The organism is Arthrobacter sp. UYEF36 (genome assembly GCF_040547025.1).
Classification (GTDB): domain Bacteria; phylum Actinomycetota; class Actinomycetes; order Actinomycetales; family Micrococcaceae; genus Arthrobacter.
The window spans coordinates 21,230-42,056 of the sequence record NZ_JBEPOX010000011.1; the positions used below are offsets into that span (position 1 = coordinate 21,230).

17 protein-coding genes and 1 pseudogene are annotated in these 20,827 nt (G+C 69.2%); 7 read left to right on the top strand and 11 right to left on the bottom strand.

The features are described from left to right. The first annotated feature begins 50 nt into the window (after positions 1 to 50). Together ABIB29_RS15590 and ABIB29_RS15595 are read left to right on the top strand one after the other, a co-directional pair. Positions 51 to 3,974, top strand: a complete 3,924-nt coding sequence (locus ABIB29_RS15590) for a Pls/PosA family non-ribosomal peptide synthetase (RefSeq protein WP_354173865.1) — start codon at positions 51 to 53, stop codon at positions 3,972 to 3,974. A 45-nt stretch (positions 3,975 to 4,019) separates the two neighbouring features. Then, positions 4,020 to 5,405 carry a M1 family metallopeptidase gene (locus ABIB29_RS15595; protein ID WP_354173718.1) on the top strand — a complete coding sequence of 462 codons (1,386 nt, stop codon included), beginning with the start codon at positions 4,020 to 4,022 and terminating at the stop codon, positions 5,403 to 5,405. A gap of 15 nt (positions 5,406 to 5,420) precedes the next feature. On the opposite strand, the gene ABIB29_RS15600 is transcribed toward ABIB29_RS15595, so the two are convergent. The 5 genes from ABIB29_RS15600 to pheS all read right to left on the bottom strand — a co-directional run bounded on the left by ABIB29_RS15600 (position 5,421) and on the right by pheS (position 11,827). Further along, positions 5,421 to 6,902 (bottom strand): HNH endonuclease signature motif containing protein, encoded by a 1,482-nt coding sequence (locus ABIB29_RS15600; RefSeq protein WP_354173719.1) that lies wholly within the window; start codon positions 6,900 to 6,902, stop codon positions 5,421 to 5,423. Positions 6,903 to 7,007: 105 nt separating this feature from the next. Continuing rightward, complete coding sequence (locus ABIB29_RS15605; RefSeq protein WP_354173720.1) at positions 7,008 to 7,265, bottom strand: hypothetical protein; 258 nt, start codon at positions 7,263 to 7,265, stop codon at positions 7,008 to 7,010. 259 nt (positions 7,266 to 7,524) lie between these two features. Beyond that, positions 7,525 to 8,073 carry a 4'-phosphopantetheinyl transferase family protein gene (locus ABIB29_RS15610; RefSeq protein WP_354173721.1) on the bottom strand — a complete coding sequence of 183 codons (549 nt, stop codon included), beginning with the start codon at positions 8,071 to 8,073 and terminating at the stop codon, positions 7,525 to 7,527. Between the two features lie 146 nt (positions 8,074 to 8,219). After that, positions 8,220 to 10,763 (bottom strand): phenylalanine--tRNA ligase subunit beta, encoded by a 2,544-nt coding sequence (gene pheT / locus ABIB29_RS15615; RefSeq protein ID WP_354173722.1) that lies wholly within the window; start codon positions 10,761 to 10,763, stop codon positions 8,220 to 8,222. A gap of 2 nt (positions 10,764 to 10,765) precedes the next feature. Continuing rightward, complete coding sequence (gene pheS, locus ABIB29_RS15620) at positions 10,766 to 11,827, bottom strand: phenylalanine--tRNA ligase subunit alpha (protein ID WP_354173723.1); 1,062 nt, start codon at positions 11,825 to 11,827, stop codon at positions 10,766 to 10,768. 278 nt (positions 11,828 to 12,105) lie between these two features. Between pheS and ABIB29_RS15625 the strand changes: the two genes are divergently transcribed. Both ABIB29_RS15625 and ABIB29_RS15630 read left to right on the top strand, forming a co-directional pair. Continuing rightward, the gene (locus ABIB29_RS15625; RefSeq protein ID WP_354173724.1) at positions 12,106 to 12,612 is read left to right on the top strand and encodes a hypothetical protein; all 507 of its coding nucleotides are present in this window, start codon (positions 12,106 to 12,108) and stop codon (positions 12,610 to 12,612) included. Between the two features lies 1 nt (position 12,613). After that, complete coding sequence (locus tag ABIB29_RS15630; RefSeq protein ID WP_354173725.1) at positions 12,614 to 13,252, top strand: SIMPL domain-containing protein; 639 nt, start codon at positions 12,614 to 12,616, stop codon at positions 13,250 to 13,252. 48 nt (positions 13,253 to 13,300) lie between these two features. Here ABIB29_RS15630 and pcp read toward each other — a convergent pair whose 3' ends face one another. Next, positions 13,301 to 13,942, bottom strand: a complete 642-nt coding sequence (gene pcp / locus ABIB29_RS15635; RefSeq protein ID WP_354173726.1) for a pyroglutamyl-peptidase I — start codon at positions 13,940 to 13,942, stop codon at positions 13,301 to 13,303. A 231-nt stretch (positions 13,943 to 14,173) separates the two neighbouring features. Between pcp and ABIB29_RS15640 the strand changes: the two genes are divergently transcribed. Next, positions 14,174 to 15,364, top strand: coding sequence for an Rv2578c family radical SAM protein (locus ABIB29_RS15640; RefSeq protein WP_354173727.1), 1,191 nt, complete (start codon positions 14,174 to 14,176; stop codon positions 15,362 to 15,364). An 8-nt stretch (positions 15,365 to 15,372) separates the two neighbouring features. On the opposite strand, the gene ABIB29_RS15645 is transcribed toward ABIB29_RS15640, so the two are convergent. The 4 genes from ABIB29_RS15645 to ABIB29_RS15660 form a co-directional block, all read right to left on the bottom strand. After that, positions 15,373 to 16,746, bottom strand: a complete 1,374-nt coding sequence (locus ABIB29_RS15645; protein WP_354173728.1) for an NAD(P)(+) transhydrogenase (Re/Si-specific) subunit beta — start codon at positions 16,744 to 16,746, stop codon at positions 15,373 to 15,375. Further along, positions 16,743 to 17,060, bottom strand: coding sequence for an NAD(P) transhydrogenase subunit alpha part 2 (locus ABIB29_RS15650; RefSeq protein WP_354173866.1), 318 nt, complete (start codon positions 17,058 to 17,060; stop codon positions 16,743 to 16,745). Before ABIB29_RS15650 ends, ABIB29_RS15645 begins: the two co-directional genes overlap by 4 nt. Then, the gene (locus ABIB29_RS15655; protein WP_354173729.1) at positions 17,060 to 18,217 is read right to left on the bottom strand and encodes an NAD(P) transhydrogenase subunit alpha; all 1,158 of its coding nucleotides are present in this window, start codon (positions 18,215 to 18,217) and stop codon (positions 17,060 to 17,062) included. The genes ABIB29_RS15650 and ABIB29_RS15655 overlap by 1 nt, the downstream gene beginning before the upstream one ends. An 85-nt stretch (positions 18,218 to 18,302) precedes the next feature. Then, a complete protein-coding gene (locus ABIB29_RS15660) occupies positions 18,303 to 18,758 on the bottom strand; it encodes a (deoxy)nucleoside triphosphate pyrophosphohydrolase (RefSeq protein ID WP_354173730.1) in 456 nt (151 codons plus the stop codon). Positions 18,759 to 18,929: 171 nt separating this feature from the next. On the opposite strand from ABIB29_RS15660, the gene ABIB29_RS15665 reads away from it, so the two are divergent. Beyond that, positions 18,930 to 20,138, top strand: coding sequence for an MFS transporter (locus ABIB29_RS15665; RefSeq protein WP_354173731.1), 1,209 nt, complete (start codon positions 18,930 to 18,932; stop codon positions 20,136 to 20,138). Positions 20,139 to 20,183: 45 nt separating this feature from the next. Here the strand turns inward: ABIB29_RS15665 and ABIB29_RS15670 are convergent. Further along, a pseudogene (locus ABIB29_RS15670) lies at positions 20,184 to 20,294 on the bottom strand (cation diffusion facilitator family transporter); the annotation flags it as partial. A 263-nt stretch (positions 20,295 to 20,557) separates the two neighbouring features. Here ABIB29_RS15670 and ABIB29_RS15675 point away from each other — a divergent pair. Further along, positions 20,558 to 20,824 (top strand): GlsB/YeaQ/YmgE family stress response membrane protein, encoded by a 267-nt coding sequence (locus ABIB29_RS15675; RefSeq protein WP_354173732.1) that lies wholly within the window; start codon positions 20,558 to 20,560, stop codon positions 20,822 to 20,824. Positions 20,825 to 20,827 lie beyond the last annotated feature (3 nt).

Sequence of the window (20,827 nt, forward strand, 5' to 3'; positions counted from 1 at the left end):
CTGTGACTGAGCAACCACAGCAACCACACCGCAGCGACCTTCCGCGGGCGATCGCCACCGTCAGCCCGGTCTTCTCGGCGCAACTTCCAGGGTCGCTGGCCGCACCGCCGGAGCGGACGCTGGTCGACATCCTGCAGGACACGGCCCGGCGCTTCCCGGACGCCTCCGCCCTCGACGACGGGCACCAGTCGCTCAGTTATGCCCAGCTGCTGACGGCGGTCCGGGCCAAGGCGCGGGAGCTGCACCGGGCCGGGCTGGGCGCCGGGGACAAGATCGGCGTCCGGATTCCCTCCGGCACCAACCAGCTCTTCATCGCCATCCTGGCTGTCCTCCTCATCGGGGCTGCGTACGTCCCGGTGGACGCGGACGACCCGGACGAGCGGGCCCGGCTGGTGTTCGGCGAAGCCCGGGTTGCGGGCACGTTACACGGGACCGGGGAGGTTGTGACGGAGGGCCAGCGGCCCCGCCCGTTCCCGGACCCGCGGCTGCCCGGCCCGGATGACGACGCCTGGGTCATCTTCACCTCCGGCTCCACCGGAACCCCCAAGGGCGTCGCCGTGCAGCACCGTTCCTCAGCGGCCTTCGTCGACGCCGAGGCCCGGATCTTCCTCCAGGACGAGCCGATCGGCCCCCAGGACCGTGTCCTCGCCGGCCTGTCGGTGGCCTTCGACGCCTCCTGCGAAGAAATGTGGCTTGCCTGGCGGCACGGCGCCTGCCTGGTCCCGGCGCCACGGGCCCTGGTCCGGACCGGCATGGACCTCGGCCCCTGGCTGATCAGCCACGGCATCACGGTCGTGTCCACGGTTCCCACCCTCGCCGCGCTCTGGCCGGTGGAGTCCCTGGAGAGTGTCCGCCTGCTAATTTTCGGCGGCGAGGCGTGCCCGCCGGAGCTCGCCGAACGGCTCGCGGTCGAAGGACGCGAGGTCTGGAACACCTACGGCCCCACCGAGGCCACCGTCGTCGCCTGCGCTGCGCCGCTGGGCGGCTCCGGACCAATCCGGATCGGACTGCCGCTGGACGGCTGGGACCTGGCCGTCGTAGACGCTGACACCCTGCCGGTCGCAGAAGGGGAAATCGGCGAACTGATCATCGGCGGCGTCGGCCTGGCCCGGTACCTCGACCCGGCCAAGGACGCCGAGAAATACGCCCCGATGCCGTCGCTCGGCTGGGCGCGCGCCTACCGCTCCGGCGATCTGGTCCGCTACGAGGCGGCCGGGCTGATCTTTCAGGGCCGCGCCGACGAACAGGTCAAACTGGGCGGGCGCCGGATCGAACTCGGCGAGATCGACGCCGCCCTGCAGGCGCTGCCGGATGTGGCCGGTGCGGCCGCGACAGTGCAGACGACGGCGGCCGGGAACCAGATCCTCGTCGGTTACCTGTCCCCCGCCGGTGGCCGGGATCTCGATCTGGTGGCCGCCCGGGAGCTGCTCGGCGAAAGCCTGCCGGCTCCCCTGATCCCGTTGCTGACCGTGGTCGATTCGCTACCCACCAAAACCAGCGGAAAAGTCGACCGGCACGCGCTGCCGTGGCCGCTGCCGGGGGCCGGAGCCGCCGACGCCGCCGCGGCCCCGCTGAACCTCCCGGACGATGCAGCCTGGATCGTGGAGCAGTGGAGTGCCGTGCTCGGCAGTGCCGTGTCCAACCTGGACGCCGATTTCTTCGCTTACGGGGGCGGTTCGCTCGCCGCCGCACAGCTCGTTTCCGCCCTGCGCGTGCGCTACCCCACCATCACGGTCGCCGACATCTACGCCACTCCCCGGGTCGGGGCGCTCATTGACGCCGCGCGCCAGTCGCTGCCCGAGGGCGGGGCGGGCCCGGCCCCGGAACGAACGGTCCGGCGCACGGCCCGCAAGTCACAGGTCTTCCAGACCCTGATGGGCGTTCCGCTGCACATCCTTGTCGGCATGCGCTGGCTGACATACCTGATGGCGGCGAACAATCTGCTCTCATCCCTCGCCGGTTTCACGGCGGCGCCCACCGTGTCCTGGTGGTGGGTGGTTGCCTCCTGGCTCGTCTTCGTCAGCCCTGCGGGCCGGATGGTGATCTCCATCGCCGCCGCGCGGCTCCTGCTGCGCAAGGTGGTGCCGGGAACGTACCCGCGGTCCGGCCGGGTGCACCTGCGCCTCTGGCTGGCGGAACAGATCCAGGACCTGGCCGGCGCCGTGAGCCTGGCCAGCGCCCCCTGGGTGCCGTACTACGCCCGGGCCCTCGGGGCGAAAATCGGTGACGACGTCCAGCTCCACTCGCTGCCGCCCGTCACCGGCCTGCTCTCGCTCGGCAGCGGCTGCAACGTCGAGCCCGAGGTCGATCTGTCCGGCTGGTGGATCGACGGCGACGTCGTCCACATCGGCGCCATCCGTATCGGGCCCGGCGCCACTGTCGGCGCCCGCAGTACCCTCATGCCCGGCGCCACTATCGGCGCCGGGGCCCGGGTGGAACCCGGTTCGGCCGTGCTGGGCAAGGTGAAGTCCGGGCTGCTCGTCGCCGGGTCACCGGCCGAGCGGCGCGGCAAGGCCAAACACTCCTGGCCGGAAACTCCCCCGGAGCACCGGCTGATCGGCCGGCTCTGGTTTGCCGGCTTCGCCACCGCTTCGGCCGCCCTGGCCCTCATTCCCTACGTTTCCGCGGCCGCGGCGGCCCTCGTGGTCTTTGGCTTCATCCGCGGCAGCGCCTCGCTGACCGCCGCGCTGCCCCAGCTGCTGCTGTCCCTGCCGGCGGCGGCCCTGGTCTGGTTCCTGTCCAACCTCGTGCTGATCCTCCTCACCACCCGGTTGCTCGGGGTGGGACTGGCCGAAGGGTACTACCGCGTGCGCAGCAGGATCGGCTGGCAGGTCTGGGCCACCGAACGGGTCCTGGACCTGGCCCGCGACCTGCTGTTCCCCATTTACGCCAGCCTGTTCACGCCCGTCTGGCTGCGCCTGCTGGGCGCCAGGATCGGCAAGAACGTGGAGGCCTCCACGGTCCTGCTGATCCCCAAGATGACCACCGTGGGCGAAGGCGCCTTCCTGGCCGACGACACGATGGTGGCCTCCTACGAGCTCGACGGCGGCTGGTTGCGGATCGCCCCCGCCAAGATCGGCAAACGCTCCTTCCTGGGCAACTCCGGCATGACCGCGGCCGGCCGCAATGTGCCGAAGAACTCCCTCGTGGCGGTGCTCTCGGCAACTCCCGCGAAGGCGAAGGCCGGGACGTCCTGGCTGGGCAGCCCGCCGGTTAGGCTTCGGCGCACCGCCATCGCCTCCGACGACACGAGGACCTACCAGCCGCCGCTGAAGCTCAAAATTGCCCGGGCGCTGTGGGAGCTCTGCCGCTTTGTCCCCGTCGTGGCGACGGTCGCGGTCGCCGCCGGCGTCCTCCTCGCCTTCGACTGGCTCGCTACGGTGTTCAATTACGGCATCGCGGCACTCCTGGGCGGAGTCGTGATCCTGCTCGCCGGCGCCGCGGCGGCGGGCAGCGCCGTCGTCGCGAAATGGCTGCTGGTGGGGCGGATCCGGCCTGGCGAGCATCCGCTGTGGAGTTCCTTCATCTGGCGCAACGAGGTCGTGGACACCTTCATTGAAATGGTCAGCGCGCCCTGGTTCGCGCGCTCGGCGACCGGGACCCCGGCCCTGGTCTGGTGGCTGCGGGCCCTCGGCGCAAAGATCGGCGCCGGAGCGTGGTGCGAAAGTTACTGGCTTCCCGAGGCGGACCTTGTGACCCTGGGCCGGAACTCCACGGTCAACCGCGGCTGCGTGGTCCAGACCCATCTCTTCCACGACCGCGTCATGAGCATCGACACTGTTACGCTCGATGACGGGGCAACGATGGGACCGCACGGAGTCATCCTCCCGCAGGCCCGGATTGGCAAGGGCGGCACCGTGGGCCCGGCCTCCCTCGTGATGCGGGGTGAGACGGTTCCCGCCGCGAGCTACTGGATGGGCAATCCGGTGAGCCCGTGGGGCGGTCCGGCGGTGCCTGCGCCCAAGCCGAAGTAGCCCCGCGCCGTTCGTCCTGCACCTGCAATCCCGAAAGCCGGTTTGATGAGTTCCAGCCCCCTGAGTTCCGCTCTCGCCGCGGGCGCCGGCAGCGGCCTGCCCGCGGACGAAGCGGCTGGCTCCCCCGATCCCTACCTGCCGGGTCATGGCACGGATGCCTACCGGGTGACCCGCTATGAACTTGAGCTGGACTACAAACTCAGCAGCAACCGCCTGGCGGGACGAGCGGTGGTGCATGCCGTGACGCAACGCCCCACCTCGGCCATAGTGCTGGACCTGACCGGGCTCCGGGCCACCAAGATCCAGCTCAGCGGGCGGAGGGTGCGGAAGTTCAGCCAGCGCGCCGACCAGCTCGTCGTCGTCCCCGATGCCGGCCTGCTGCCGGGTGAGGAATTCACCCTGGACATCCGTTACGAGGGCAACCCCACTCCCCGCCGCGGGCTGTGGGGCGAAGTGGGCTGGGAGGAACTGACCGACGGCGTCCTCGTGGCGGGCCAGCCCAACGGCGCACCGTCCTGGTTTCCCTGCAACGACCATCCGCTGGACAAGGCCAGTTACCGGATCTCGGTGACCACGGATGCGAATTACCGGGCCGTGTGCAATGGGATTCTGATCGCCCGCACCAGCCGGTCCAGCCGCGAGACCTGGGTCTACGAGCAGTCCGAGCCCATGTCCACCTACCTCGCCACGGTCCAGATCGGCCGCTACGAGCTCCTCAGCCTCAACCCCGTCACTGCGGCCGCCCAGGTGCCCCAGTACGCGGCCGTTCCGTCCGCGCTGGCCGACGCCGCCCGGGCGGGACTGGCGAGGCAGCCCGAGATGATGCGCACCTTCATCGACTGCTTCGGACCGTACCCTTTCGCCGAGTACACGGTCGTGGTGGCGGGCGACGAGCTGGAGATCCCGCTGGAGGCGCAGAGCCTGTCCATCTTCGGGCCCAACCATCTGAAGCAGGACTGGGAGTCCCAGCGGCTCATTGCCCATGAGTTGTCCCACCAGTGGTTTGGCAACTCCCTGACGGCGGCCTCGTGGAAGGACATCTGGCTGCACGAAGGATTCGCCTGCTACGCGGAGTGGATCTGGTCCGAAGAGGCCGGCGTCATGACAGTGGCCCGCCGCGCCGCCGGCGCCTGGCGGAAGCTGAACGCCGGCAAGCAGGACCTGCTCGTGGGCGACCCCGGTCCGGAGCTGATGTTCGATGACCGGGTGTACAAGCGCGGCGCCCTGGCGCTGCACGCCCTGCGCCTGCGCTGCGGCGACCTGGCCTTCTTCTCCCTGCTGCATGAATGGGCAAGCCAGAACCGTCACGGCTCCGTTTCGACGCCGCAGTTCATCCTCACCGCGGACCACGCGACCGGCCTCGACACCGAGTCGCTGCTTCACCCGTGGCTGTACCAGGAGTCCCTGCCGCCGCTGCCGCTCAGCGGCTAGGGCGACCAGGTGGGACTACCATCCTGAATCGGCGTGCAGCGTATCGTTCACGCATTGGATCAGGAATGATTCCGGGTAGTGTCCACCGGGAGGCGCCGGCCAGTCGGGTGGTTCCCAGTCCTGCTGTTCGCTGGGGTAGTGCCGTCCTGTCGGTGAGGTCCAGCCCGGCGGTTTGTCTTTACTGGCCCCGGACGGTGTCCAGCCGGAGCCGTGCTTGAGGCGGTGGTGCTTGCGGCACGGCTGTCCGAGATTGTTGATCCCGGTGGTGCCGCCGTCGGCCCAGGCCAGGAGATGGTCGGCCTCGTTGTCCAGAGACGGGTTGTTGCAGCCGGGGAAGGGGCATCTGCCGTCGCGGAGCCGGACCCAGTGGCGCATAGCCTTCGTGAGCCGGTAGCTGGTCCGGCCGATTTCCAGCGGCGCCCCGTCCCGCGGATCCGTCAGAACCCGGTAGAAGGAACCCGCACCGTCGGCGATCAGGGCCCGGGCCATGGACGGCGGAATCGGCCCGTACCCGTCGAGGGTCGCCGGTTCCTCCCCGGCGCCGAGGAGGGACAGGACCGGGACGGTGACCAGGACCTGCGACCGAGGGACCGGCACACCCCCGCACCCGCCGTTGTCATCGGTGCCGGCGGTGAGGAGCAAGGTGGCGGCGATGTCGGCGCGGAGCTGGGTCAGGGTCCGGGGCTCCTCCGGGCCCTGCAGCGCGCGGGCCGCGGCGGTGGTCCGTTCCCAGATCCCCGCGGCGGTATCGGCCGGGAGATACGCGGAGAGCCAGGCCATCCCGTCCCGGTCCGGGACGTACTCGACCCGCCGGTCCGCAGCACACCTGGTGTGGCGTTCTTCGATGCTGACCGGGTGGTGGCGTTCCCGCCAGGCACGTGCCTTGGCGCGGAACCGTCCCGGCACGAGCTCACCGGCCGGGCACCCCCGGGCCGGGCTGGGCGCGTCCGGGTCCAGGAAATGCGCCTCCAATGCAGCCGCCCCGGCCGGATCCAGGTTGCTGGTTTCGTCGACCATGATCCGGGCATGGGCCCAGGAGATCGTCCCGGCCTGCAAAGCTCCCAGGGTCAGCGGGAGCGACGTCGTCAGGGCCTGGCATTCGGACAAGAAGGCGCCGGCGGCGTTTTCGCTGATGGTCAGGACACACGCGACCTCCGCGACCAGGGCCATCTCCTGAACGGCGCGGTCGTGCGGGGACGCCGCCAGCGGCGCGCGGGCCCGGGTTGCCTCCGCGTAATCCGCGGTGAACCTGACCTTCAACGCCGCGCTCCGGGCGTCCCTCCGGGCCAACTCCCCGAGCCCGTCCAGGCACGCATCCGCCAGATCCCGCAACGGATCAGCGCCGGGCAGCGGGCCAGCGACTCCCAGCGGATCGGTGTCGGGTGAATCAGCGTGGTCCTCCCCGGAACCGGTGAGGGCACCAAGTGCAGCAGCGGACGCCGCGGCGGATTCCACCGCCTCCCGGCATTCAATGCTCCACTCTGCCCTGCTATCCACACCCCAAGCATCTCTCCCGGCACTGACAAGAACGGACCTTGCGGACATACACTCGGACCCTGATGCCGGCACTTAGCTGTCCTAAGCCTGCCGGAGGCCACCCTGTTACCTCCTGTGCTGGAGGATGACCCGGGCGGCGTGAAAGATGATCAGCCCCACTCCGAGGCTGGCGAATATGGCGTCTGCCCAGCGCGGCGGCTCTGTGGCAAGCCGGTATACGGCCGGGACCATGATGAACATGGCGACGCCGATACCGATCAAGGCTGAGAACTTAATTCGCCTTTGCTCTTCCGGTGTCGTGGCTGCGAGTTCACTGATGCTGGCGTGATTGTTGGCCGCCCTGCTGTGCTGCTCGGGTTCCATGCGTCTGTCCCCTCAGGCCTGGTGTCCCGAGCCTACGCTAGGCACCCGGCTGCTGCAGAGGGTGCAGTGCCGGGTCCTGACTTGGGTTCCATACCCGTTCCATGGGGGCCCGAATACCGGCCTCAACGTAGATCGGCCTGCGTGTAGCAGAGTCTTTCCTCCGCAAATTTTCCCCCATTGCAGACAAAGCCCTCGTTTGCCAGGGCGCTCCCGGTTTGGACGCAACGAACCTTGACCGTCCCGGCGGGGGTTTGGGCTGCTAGGCCGGGCGCAGGACGGCCAGCGCACCGGCAAAGCCTGCGGGCAGGCCCAGCGCGGCCGTGTCCAGGTCGACGAGGATGGTGCCCTCCCCGGGCTCCGCGTAGGCCTCGACCGAGGCCGGCTCGATGCGCAGTCCGGTGCCGCGGGCCTTCAGCAGGGCTTCCTTGCGGGACCAGGCGGCCGTCCGCCAGAGGATCGCCCGGTCCGGCGCCAGGGCGGCGAGCAGCTGCCGTTCCGCTGGGGTGAGGGCGACGTCGTCGAACCCGGGGAACATCACTCCCGAGCTGTGCTCCAGATCGATGCCGACCGTCGCCCCGGCGCCGCCAGGACCATCGGCGCTGCCGGCGGCCAGCAGGGCCCAGCCGCGGCTGCGCGAAAGGCTCAGGCCGAGGCCGACGGGTCTACCGTCGAACCGGTAGCCGGGCCGGCCGTGGTCAAGCTCCGGGCCCGTTCCGCAGTCCGGGCAGGAATAGGCTGCCGTTAGGTCCCCGGGCCCCACGTCCAGGATCCCGGCGGCGAATTCCCGCAGCGCGATCCGGCCGGCCACGAAGTCACGCCGGGTTGCCGGGTCCGTGATGCCCGCGGCACGCGCGCATTCCGCGGGATCGAGGAAGGCCTCACCGTCCGGTCCGACGTCGGCAAGACGAACGGACCGGACGGTGATTCCGGCGACGGCGAGTGTTCCGCCGTACTCTAGCGTTGGACTGCTCCGAAGCGCTCGTGGGCGACCGCCACGGCGGCCTCGCGGGCGCCGGATGCCTCGTCGGCGGTCAGCGTCCGGTCATCAGCCCGGAAACGCAGGCTGAAGGCCAGCGACTTCTTGCCGTCCTCGATGCCCTTGCCCGCGTAGACGTCGAAGAGTGCGACGTCTTCCAGCAGCTCTCCGGCGCCTTCGCGCAGGGCAGCGAGCACCTCCTCCGCCGGTACCTCCTGGGGCACCACCAGGGCGACGTCCTGGGTGGCCACGGGGTAGGTGGAGATGTGCCGGGCGACGATCACGTCGGCGGCGGCCTCGAAGAGGGCGTCCGCGTTGAATTCGAGCGCCACGGATCGTGCGGGCATGTCGTGGGCGGCCAGCAGCTTGGGGTGCAGCTCACCGGCATGGCCCAGGACCTCCCCGGTGCGGAGCGCCAGCTGCGCGGTCCGACCCGGGTGGAAGGCCTGGTGCTGGCCCTGGCTGATGACGATCTCGACGCCGAGCACGTCGCCGGCGATCCGGGCGATGTCCAGGGCATCAGCCCAGTCCCACGCACGCGGCGCGTGGCCGGCGGCGGCCGGTGAGTCGTGTCCGGTGAGCACGGCGGCGAGATACAGCGGCTGGTCCGGGACGCCGTCGTACAAGCCGTCCAGCACCTCATCGCTCGGCCTGAGGCCAAGCGGCGGGATCGAGGCGGTCCCGAGCGTGTCGCCCGGCAGGAACACCAGGCCTGCCTCGAACAGGGCCAGGTCGCGGAAGCCGCGCGAGTGGTTGCGCTTGGCGACCTCGATCAGGCCCGGCAGGATCGAGGTGCGCAGGTAGCCCTGCTCCTCGCTGATCGGGTTGGCGAGCTTGAGGGCCTTCCGCGGCGATCCTTCCGTGGACACGCCGAAGGTGTCATTGGCGGCCCTGGAGACGAACGGGTACGCCAGGACCTCGGTGAGGCCGGACGCCGCCAGGGACTGCACGAGGCGGCGGCGCTGCTGCTGGACGCGGGTCAGCCCGCGTCCCGGAGGAGCCACCGGCAGGGACGCCGGGATCTGGTCGTAGCCGACCAGACGGGCGATCTCCTCGGAGAGGTCTTCCTTGGTTTCCAGGTCGTTGCGCCAGCTCGGGGCGGTCACGAGGTACCCGCCGTCGTTCTTCACGACGACGGCGCCCAGGTCCCCGAGCGAGGTGAGGATCTGGTCCTCGGTGAAGTCGATGCCGATCCGTTCCGCGGCGAAGGCTGCGGGCAGCCCGACGGTGACAGCGTCCGGTGCGGTTCCGACGTCGGTCCCTTCGGCCACGGCGGTGCCTCCGGCCAGCTCGACCAGGAGGTCCACGACCCGCTGGGCGGCGATGCCGGCGACCTGCCAGTCGACGCCGCGTTCGAAGCGCTTCGAGGCCTCGGACGGGAGTTTGTGGCGGCGGCGGGAGCGCGCGATGGACACTTCGTCGAAGTGCGCAGCCTCAACGAGGATGTTCGTGGTGGAGCCGGACACCTCGGTGGCGGCACCGCCCATCACGCCGGCAATACCGATCGCACCGGAACCGTCGGTGATGAGGAGGTCTTCGACATCGAGCGCGCGTACCTTGGCGTCCAGGGTGGTGAGCTTTTCCCCGGCCACCGCACGGCGGACCACGATGTCGCCGGACAGCGTGTCCAGGTCGTAGCAGTGGGTGGGCTGGCCGAGTTCGAGCATGACGTAGTTCGAAATGTCCACGGGCAGCGAGATCGAGCGGATGCCGGCGAGCCGAAGCCGGGAGGTCATCCACGGGGGCGTCGGCTTGGTGGCGTCAACGCCGCGGACGGTGCGGGCCACAAAGCGGTCACAGCCGGGCTTGCCGTAGATCGGGGCGTCGTCATTGAGTTTGACGCCATATCCGCCGGCCAGTTCCGCCGGAGCCTGCACCTTTGACGCCGGGTCGGTGAAGGACGTGCCGGTGGCGTGGGCATACTCACGGGCCACACCGCGGATCGAGAATGCATAGCCGCGGTCCGGGGTGACGTTGATTTCGGCGGCCTGGTCGTAGAGACCCAGCAGCTCCATGGCGTCGGTGCCGATCTCCGGGTCCAGCCCGATCCGGGACAGCACCAGGATGCCGTCGTGGTCCTCGCCGATGCCGAGCTCGCGCACGGAGGCGATCATTCCGGCGGAGAGGCGGCCGTAGGTCTTCCGCGCGGAGATGTGGAAGTCGCCGGGCAGCACGGCACCGGGGAGGGTGACCACCACCTTGTCGCCTTCCACGAAGTTGTGGGCGCCGCAGATGATGCCCTGGACACCGGAGGGGTCGATGCCCTCGCCGGTGAGGGACTGCTGCTGTCCTTCGGGGACCACCCGGACCTGGCACCAGTTGATGGTTTTGCCGTTCGTCTGGGGTTCCTTGACGATGCTCAGGACCTGGCCCACCACGATGGGGCCCTGGAGGGTGTCCGTCGGCCGGTGGACCGCTTCTTCTTCAAAGCCGACCTTGACCAGGTCCGCCATCACGTCTTCGGCCGTCGCTCCGGCCGGTACCTGCGCAAATTCACGCAGCCAGGAAAGTGGGATACGCACTGTTAGATCTCCATCCCGAAGTGCTCGCTGAAACGTACGTCGCCTTCGATCATGTCGCGCATATCGCCGACCTCGTTGCGGAACATGAGGGTCCGCTCGATGCCCATGCCGAAGGCAAAACCTGAATAGATGTCCGGATCGATGCCCGCGGCGCGGAGCACATTGGGGTTGACCATGCCGCAGCCGCCCCATTCGATCCAGCTGGGACCGCCCTTGGCGCCCGGGTGCCAGATGTCCAGCTCGGCGGAGGGCTCGGTGAACGGAAAGTAGTTGGGGCGCAGCCGGATCTGGGCCTCGTCGCCGAACATTTGGCGCGCGAAGTGCTCCAGGGTGCCGCGGAGGTCCGCCATGCTGAGCTTCTTGTCGATGGCCAGGCCCTCGAACTGGTGGAACACCGGGGTGTGGGTGGCATCGAGCTCATCGGTGCGGAAGACCTTGCCGGGGCACAGCACGTAGATGGGCACTTCGCGTTCCAGCATGGAGCGGACCTGCACCGGGGAGGTGTGGGTGCGCATCAGCAGATGGGCCTCGGGCGGCTCCACGAAGAAGGTGTCCTGCATTTCGCGGGCGGGGTGGTCCGGCTTGAAGTTCAGCGCGTCGAAGTTGAACCACTCGGACTCGACCTCGGGGCCTTCGGCGATCTCCCAGCCCATACCCACGAAGATGTCCGCAACGCGCTCCTGCAGGGTGGACAGCGGGTGCCGTGCACCGGCACGACGGCGGCGCGGAGCGGCCGTTACGTCCACGGTCTCCTCGATAAGGATGCGCGCGTCGTTCTCGGCTTCGAGTACGGCCGTGCGGTCCGCGAGCGCCTTGTTGACGCGTCCGCGGGAGGATCCCATCAGCTTGCCGGCGGCGGCCTTCTGGTCCTTTGGCAGCCCGCCGATTTCGCGGTTGGCGAGGCTCAGCGCGGACTTCTCACCGGTATGCGCGAGGCGCACGGCCTTGAGTTCATCGAGCGTGGCGGCGGCGGCAATGGCGGCAACGGCCTGGTCTACGGCGGCGGTGATGGCGGCTTCATCCAGGGGATTCGGGACGCCGGCGCCCGGCAAAGTTTCAGTCATCTACTGTTCTTAGCTACGAGTCGGTTCATGCCAACGCGCAGGACCTTTTCAGGTGCAGGGACCGGTGCGTTGACAAAGGGCAGGGCTCGCCAAAATCGCTCCGGCGGGCACTCCCCTCCAGTCTAGTTGAAGGGGCTCAGGTGCCCGAACGTGACTGCGCTCCCTCTCCCCCGGGGTTTCCGCTCCGCCGCACACCCCTCCCCTCGGCCCCTTCCGTCCACCCTGTCCCTCCCTCGTTCTTCGTATGCCGCCGGCGGGACCCCGGCTAGCATGGCCTCATGACGCCGGGACAACGGCTGCGGCAGCTGGCCAATGTACTGAATGCAACAACTCCCCTGGGGTTGCTGCTGGCCGGGTGTGCCCGCGCGCCCGTCCGCCGCGGTCCGCGGGGACTGCTGGTTGCCACCGGGTACCGCTGGCGGTTGCCTTTCGCCCGCGCCTTCACGGTCGGCAATGTGGTGATCTTCCGGGCCGGGCCCGCGGTGGTCCTGGCCAACCCGGTGCTGCTGGGGCACGAGGAGCGCCACTGCACCCAGTACGCCTGGTGCCTGGGCCTCCCGTTCCTGCCGCTGTATTTCCTCGCCGCAGGCTGGTCCCTGGCCCGGACGGGCAACCCCGGCACGCGCAACGTCTTTGAGCGGCACGCCGGGCTGCAGGCCGGCGGCTACCCGGAGCTGAACACCGGCGACAACCACACCGGATCCACCACCAGGGGATCCACCCACAGGGGTTTCAAGCACCCCGGCAGGACGGAAACGCCCGCCCGCGAACGGAACGAGGCATGACATGAGCGACAGCCCGAGGACGATCTCCGTCACCGGATCCGGCAACGCGGAAGCCGGACCGGACCTGCTGACACTCTCTATCGGCGTCGAGTGCCGCAGGGAGGACGTCGGCGCGGCGTACGCCGAGGCCGGCCGGGTTTCCGCGGCCATCACGGCGGCACTCCGCGGCTATGGCGTGGCGGACCCGGACATCACGACGTCGGGTCTCAACGTCCGGGCCGAGGTGAACTGGCAGGAGGGCCGGGGGCAGGTCGTCTCGGGCTACCTGGCGTCCAGCGTGCTGGGTGTCCGGATCAGGGAGCTGGGAGCGTCGTCAGACGTCATTGCCGCCGCGGTCGCGGCCGGCGGCAACGATGTCCGGCTCAACGGGCTGGAGCTCGGCTTCGCTGATCCAGCGGCCGTCACCGCCCGGGCCCGCGAAGCTGCCTGGCAGGATGCCCTCACCACGGCCGGGCACTTCGCGTCCCTCGCCGGGGCCTCGCTGGGCAAGGTGGTGTCGCTCACGCAACAAACCGGTTACCCGGTGCCGATCCCGGTGGCGAAAATGCAGCGGGCTGCCGCGGTGGAGTCGCTCACCGTGGAGGCAGGCGAATCCAGCGTCAGCGCCACCGTCAACGTCGTCTGGGAACTGCTCGGCTGAGGCGCCGAGTGACAGGCAGGGTCCGGGACAGTCAGGGTCCGGACCCGGCTAGTGCGTGGCGCCGGCGGCGATCCTGAGGTCTGTTGTCGTCGCCAGGGTGCTGCGGACGACGACGGCGAGCGCCTCCGCCAGCTGTTCCAGCGGCAGCGCCGGATCCGTGCTCCCGGGCGGCAGTTGGGCCGGCTCGTTGGGAACGTGGACAAAGCCGCCGCGGGTTCCGGGCCGAAGCCGCAGGGCGTGCATCAGCCCGTAGAAGAGGTGGTTGCAGACGTAAGTGCCCGCGGTCTGGGATACTTCGGCGGGGATCCCGGCCGCCAGGAGGGCCGCGAGCGCCGCCTTGACCGGAAGGGTGCTGAAGTACGCGGCCGGTCCCCCGGTGACCACCGGCTGGTCCACGGGGGCGTTGCCGGCATTGTCCGGGATCCGCGCGTCGTCGCAGTTGATCGCGATCCGTTCCAGCGAGACCCTGGACCGTCCGCCGGCCTGGCCCGCGCAGACCACCAGGTCCGGGCGGTGCTGCTCAAGCGCGGCTTCCAGCACGCGGACCGCGTCCCCAAAGACGCAGGGCAGCTCCACGGCCTGCGCATCGAGCCCCTCGGCCTGCAGCCTGGCCGCGGCCTCCCGCGCTGCCGACCATGACGGGTTGGTGCTTTCGCCGCCGAAGGGCTCGAAACCTGTCAGGAGAATCATCGCCCCAGCCTAACAAGGCGGCGGAAGGGCAAGCCGGGGACATGCCTGAGGGTATGCCCGAGGGTATGCCCGAGGGCATAACCAGTCCGGCGGGATGTTACCGGTAGTTTGCGGAGTAGCTTCGGCATGGCACATGGGACATGACCGAGCGGCTGATCCCGGCCGGTCACCGCTCTTGAGAGGTCGGCGCGGGTCCTTGACTTAAACTCGAACATACATTCGAATGGAGCCATGAGATGGGACGCACAAGCACTCAAACCCGCGCCCGACGACAAGGCCCCGGGAACCCGCACCGCAAGAACCCGGCCCCCGAGTGACGGGGCACCCGGAGGCCCGAGCGGGCGCAGCCCGTCCCCGGCCACCGATGCCCTGCTGCCCCTGATCGGGCTGGTGCGTTCCGTCACCACCCCCGAGTTTGTCGGCGTCACTTTCCATGAGGTCACCGCCAAATCGGTGCTCAACAAAGTGGCCGCCGGTTCGCGGATGCCGTTCGAGTGGACCATCAACCCTTACCGCGGCTGCAGCCATGCCTGCGTCTACTGTTTCGCCCGGAAGAGCCACACCTACCTCGACTTCGACGCCGGCCTGGACTTTGACAGCCAGGTGGTGGTGAAGATCAACGCCGCCGAGGTCCTGCGCCGGGAACTGGCCAAGCCCTCCTGGGGGCGTCAGCATGTGGCCCTCGGCACCAACACTGATCCCTACCAGCGGGCCGAGGGCCGTTATCAGCTCATGCCGGGCATCATCGGGGCGCTGGCCGATTCCGGCACTCCCCTGTCGATCCTGACCAAGGGCACTCTGCTGGCCCGGGACATCCCGCTCCTGAAGCACGCCGCCGCCCAGGTGCCCGTCGGTGTGGGTATCTCGCTGGCGATGACGGACGAGCACCTCTCCGAAGCCGTGGAGCCCGGCACACCCGGCCCCCGTGCACGCCTCAAGCTGGTCACCCGGCTCCGGGAGGCGGGGCTGCCGTGCGGAGTGATGGCCATGCCCATCCTGCCGTGGCTCTCGGACAGTGACGAGGCCCTGGATTCGCTGTTCGGCTCCCTGGCGGCGGCGGGTGCCACCGGCGTCACCGCGGGCGCCCTCTACCTCAAACCCGGAACCCGGGAATGGTTCATGCAGTGGATCGCCAGGGAACATCCCCAGCTCGCCGGCAAGTACCGGCGGCTGTACGGCACCGGCTCCTACGCTTCCAAGGAGTACCGGGCCTGGCTGTCCGGACGCATCCGACACTTCAAGGCCGTCCACGGCTTCTCCGGCTCGCAGGGCTTCAGCCACCGCGACCTCAAGGACGATCCCGGCAGCAATGACCCCCGGGACGAGGAAGCGCAGTACCCGGCCGGCAGTATCCCCGAAGCGGCCGGGCCCCTCCCCGGCACGGGGCCCGCAACCGCGGCCGCGCAGCCCACCCTGTTCTAGCGGGCCGCCTAGAGGGCCTTCACGGCGCCCAGGACCCGGGTGAGCGAATCCTTGGCGTCACCGAACAGGAGGGTGGTCTTGGGATCAAACAGCAGCTCGTTCTCGATCCCGGCGAAGCCCGGGCGCATGGAGCGCTTGAGGAAGACCACCTGGCCGGCCTGGGCCACCTCAAGGATCGGCATCCCGTAGATCGGGGCTCCGGGCGTGGACTTGGCGGCAGGATTGACCACGTCGTTGGCGCCGACGACGAGCGCCACGTCGGTGTTGGGGAACTCCGGGTTGGCTTCCTCGAGCTCCTTCAGCGCCTCATAGGGAACGTTGGCTTCCGCGAGGAGGACGTTCATGTGGCCCGGCATCCGGCCGGCCACCGGGTGGATGGCAAAGACCACCTCGACGCCGCGGGCCGCCAGGGCCGTGGCGAGCTCGGCGATCGTGTGCTGGCCCTGGGCCACGGCGAGACCGTAGCCGGGGACGATCACCACCCGCTGCGCATAGCCGAGCTGGACGGCGACGTCCTCGGGAGAGGAGGAGCGGACCGGCCGGTCGCTCTGCGCGGTGGATCCCGCCGTCGAGCCGCCCCGGAAGGCACCGAACATGATGCCCGTAACGCCGCGGCCCATGGCGGACGCCATCACCTTGGTCAGGATGGTACCGCTGGCCCCGACGAGGGTGCCGGCGACCAGCAGGAGCACATTTCCCAGCACAATGCCGGACGCCGCGACCGCGAGGCCGGTGAACGCGTTGAGCAGGGAGATCACGATCGGCACGTCGGCCCCGCCGACGGGCAGCACCAGCAGGAGCCCTGCCACGAGGCCCAGCACCAACAGCGTCACGGCCCATCCGACCGACCCCGTGGCCACCACGAGTCCTCCGGCGGCGATGGCGCCCAGCACCACGGCGCCCATCAGCACCGGCATCCCGGGGAAAAGCAGGGGGCGGGTGCTGATCAGCTCCTGCAGCTTGCCGACCGTCACGGCCGAGCCGGCAAAAGACACCGCGCCGACCAGCATGGTGAACACCACGGCCAGCCGCACCCAGGGGTTCTCGCTCTGGCCGAGTTCCAGCACTGCCACCAGCGCTGCGGCGCCGCCGCCGACCCCGTTGAACAGCGCGACCAGCTGCGGCATCTGGGTCATCTGCACGCGCCGGGCCACCGGGACGGCCACGGCGGAACCGACGGCGATCGCGGCGATGATCAGCGGGATGTTGTCCAGCTTCGCGGAGAGGAACACCGTCACCACGGCCACGAGGGCACCGGCCGCTCCGATGGCGTTGCCCCGCCGGGCGGTCCGGGGGGAGCTCAGGCCCTTCAGCGCGAGGATGAAGCAGACGGCGGCCGCCAGGTACAACAGCGCAGTCCATCCGGGGCCGAGGACGCTCATCTGCCCTCCCCACCCTTGCCGGCACGGGGCCGGGCCGGCTTCCGGCTTCCGAACATCTCCAGCATCCGGTCCGTCACGACGAATCCGCCGACCAGGTTGGCGGTCGCCAGCACCACGGCGAGGAGGGCGATCGACAGCAGCCACGGGTCGCTGGCCTGCCCGGCCACGATGATGGCGCCCACCAGGATGATGCCGTGAATGGCGTTGGCGCCGGACATCAGCGGAGTGTGCAGCTTGCTGGTGACCTTGGAGACGACTTCGAATCCTACGAACACGGCGAGCACCACCACGGTCAACAGCGTGATCGGATCCATCATTTGAGGGCCTCCAGTGCTTCGGCGGTTGCGGCGTGCCGCACGGAGCCGCCGTGGGTCAGGCAGGCGCCGGCGACAACCTCGTCGTCGAAGTCCGGGACAACCTTGCCCCCGGCGGTCATGAGGGCCAACAGGTTCGCGACGTTCTTGGCGAACAGCCGGGAAGCATCGGAGGGCATCGCGGAGGCGGCGTCCTGGAGCCCCACCAGGGTCACGGATCCGCCGTCCACCGGGACCTGGAGATCCCGGCCCGCGATGACTCCCTCGACGTTTCCGCCGGATTCCGCGGCCAGGTCGACGACGACCGAGCCGGCCCGCATGCCGGTCACCATCGCCGTCGTCACCAGCAAGGGAGCCGCCCTGCCGGGGATGGCCGCCGTGGTGATGAGGACATCCGCTGCCGCGACATGCGGGGCCAGCAGGGCGCGCTGGCGTGTGGCCCGGTCCTCGCCAAGTTCACGGGCGTAGCCGCCGCTGCCTTCAGCGGACGTGTCCGCAGTTCGGGTGTCGAGCTCCAGATGGATGAACGTGCCGCCCATCGAGGCGACCTCGTCGGCGGAGGCCGCCCGGATGTCGTTGGCAGAGACCCGCGCCCCCAGGCGTTTTGCGGTGCCGATCGCCTGCAGCCCGGCGACGCCGGCACCCAGGATGAGCACCCGTGCCGGCGGGATCGTTCCGGCGGCCGTCATGTACAGCGGGAAGAACCTCGGGTAGCGCAGGGCCGCCTCCAGGACGGCGCGGTAGCCGGAGACCAGGGATTGGGAACTGAGCGCGTCCATGGACTGGGCCCGGGAGATGCGCGGCACCAGCTCCAGCGCGAACGAGGTGACACCCGCGGAAGCGAGGGCGCCCACCCCGGGCAGTTCCGATCCCGGGGAGGCGAAGCCGATGGTGATGGTGCCGGGCCGGAGCCGCCCGGCGGTCTCCGGCTCGAGCGGCCGGACGTGCAGCAGGACATCCAGTGTTTCGGCGGTCAGCTCCGGAACGATCGAGGCTCCCGCCGCGGCGAATGCGGCGTCCGCGTACCCTGCCTCGGCGCCCGCATTGCTCTCCACCGCCACGTCCAGGCCGAGGGCCTTGAGTTGTTGCACCGTTTCCGGCGTGGCGGCAACGCGGCGCTCCCCTGCACGTTGCTCCCGTCTGACACCAACCTGCACGGGTTGCTCCTCTCGATTCGCTTCAGCGTAGTCACATGCTTCACGCTTTGGCGAGAGGTGGGGCCCGGCGGCCCGCGAGCTCAGCTCAGTTCGCGGAAACGGCCGGGGAATCCGCTATCGGCAGCCTGTCCAGCAACGCCTCGACGATCGGCAGGTCAGCCGGGATCCACGGCAGGCCCAGCACCTCATCGCGGTTCCGGAGGTTGACCCAGCGGAGCTCATCGTGGTCCTGGAGGGGGCGGGGAACGCCGTCGAGCAGTTCCGCGAACCACACCCGCATCGCCGCGCGCTCGTTGAGCGGCCAGCCGTCGGCGGATCCGCTGTCCAGTTCGGCGCCGAGCCGGATGCTCACGCCCAGCTCTTCAAGGAGCTCACGGTGCAGGGCCTGCTCGCCCGTCTCGCCGGACTCGACCTTGCCGCCGGGGAACTCCCACATCCCGGCGAAGTGTGGGGGCGCCGTGCGCCGCGCCACGAGCAGCCGTCCGGGGTCGGCCAGGGAGTCCAGTACGGCGCCGCCGACGACGCTGATGAGTCCAGTCACGCCCACAAGTCTAGAGGCGGCGCCCGCTTAGGGGAGAATGGAGGGGCGGCCCTCGACGTGTACCCGGAATACCGAGCGTGCCTGCCCCGTTACACACTTCAGCTCACACATCAGATTTATTTTGCCGCATTCTCCTGGCTCCAGCCGGGGACGTCACCGAAAAGCAGACGAATGACTACCACCACCCACGCCCCGGCGACACCCAAAACCGGCACCCGCCATGTTGCCCTTGCCATCGTTTCCCTTGCCATGGGCGGATTCGGTATCGGCACCACGGAGTTCACCATGATGGGCCTGCTCAAGGAGGTGGAGCAGGGGCTCAACATCAGCACCCCGGAGGCGGGCCACCTGATCTCGGCCTATGCCCTTGGTGTGGTGATCGGGGCACCGCTGCTGGCCGCCGTTGGTGCCAGGATGCCGCGCAAGTATCTGGCCCTGGGACTCATGATGTTCTTCAGCATCGCGAACCTGACGTCCTTCATCGCACCCGACTACGGCACCATGCTGGTGTCGCGCTTCGCCGCCGGGCTGCCCCACGGAGCCTTCTTCGGCGTCGCGGCCGTGATCGCGGCGTCACTGGTCGCTCCTACCAGGCGGGGCTGGGCCATTTCGATGGTGATGGCCGGCCTGACAGTCTCCAACGTCATTGGCGTCCCCTTTGGCACCTGGCTGGGCCAGGCCTATGGCTGGCGGCTGCTGTTCCTGCTGGTGGGCGTCATCGGCATCATCACCCTGGTGATGCTCTGGAAGTTCCTGCCGTTCCAGAAGCCGCACGCCGATGCGAGTTTCCGGCGCGAACTGGGTGCGCTCAAGCGGCTCCAGGTCTGGCTGGCGATCCTGATCGGCATCGTCGGTTTCGGCGGGTTCTTCGCCACTTATACCTACATCGCCCACACCATGACCTCCGTTGCCGGCATTCCCGCGGCCTGGCTCCCGCTGGTCGTCGCGCTCTACGGGCTGGGCATGGTGGCCGGCAACATCGTCGGCGGCCGGATCGCGGACAAGTCCGTAATGGGAACGATCTACTGGGTGCTGCCGGGCATTGCCGTGGCGCTCGTAGTCTACGCCGTGGCCGTGCACTGGCCGTGGTCCGCCTACGTGATGGTCTTCGTCGTCGGCGCCGCCGGGGCACTGCTGGTCCCGGCGCTGCAGACCCGGCTGCTGGATGCTTCCCCGGATGCCCCGTCGCTGGCCTCCTCGCTCAACCATGCGGCCCTCAACGTCGCCAACGCTTTGGGCGCCTTCCTCGGCGGCCTCGTCATCGCCTGGGGGTGGGGCTATGTCGCACCTGCCCTGGTCGGGGCCGTGCTGGCGGTCCTGGGCCTCGGCGTCGCCCTCATCAGCGGACTGGTGGAACGCAAGAGGCCGCTGGTCCGGTAGCCCGCACTGCGGCTACCGCCCAGCGGCCCCTGACAACCGTGGTGGCGCGGATTCGCCGGGCAGCAGCGACTTCGTCTCCACGGCCAGCACGGCGGCGATGGCCACAAGCAGGATGCCGATCATGGCGGTCCCCAGGGCATCCCAGATGCCGTTGCCGTTGCCGTTGCCGAGCGTCATACAAAGGACTCGGCGATGATGGCAGCAGGATCTGGTTGCCGGAGTCAGCGAGCGAGTGGATCGCTTCGGCCGGAGCACCCTTACCCGGCACGGGGAGGCTGCCTGGTTGGCCCGCAGCACCGCTGGTCACCGGGCAGATAACGATTGGGTGTGATCCTGCTGACAAGCAAACTGGCCTATGTTAGCTTGAAGCCATAATCGGGATCCACCATTTGGATGCCGACGAATATGTAGGAGGAGTAATGGGCTTTCTTGGCTGGATCATTCTCGGACTCATAGTAGGTGCAATCGTCAAAGCAGTTATGCCTGGCAGGGTCGGCGGCGGCTGGGTCACCAGCCTCGTGCTCGGTGTTGTCGGCGCAATTGTTGGCGGCTGGATCGGCGACCTTCTGTTCGGCGGCGGCAGGATGGAATTCTGGAATCTCGGTTCCTGGCTCCTGGCCATTGTCGGCGGCCTGGTGGTCGCCCTCGTCTATGGCGCCATCACAGGACGCAACAAGACCAGTTAACTG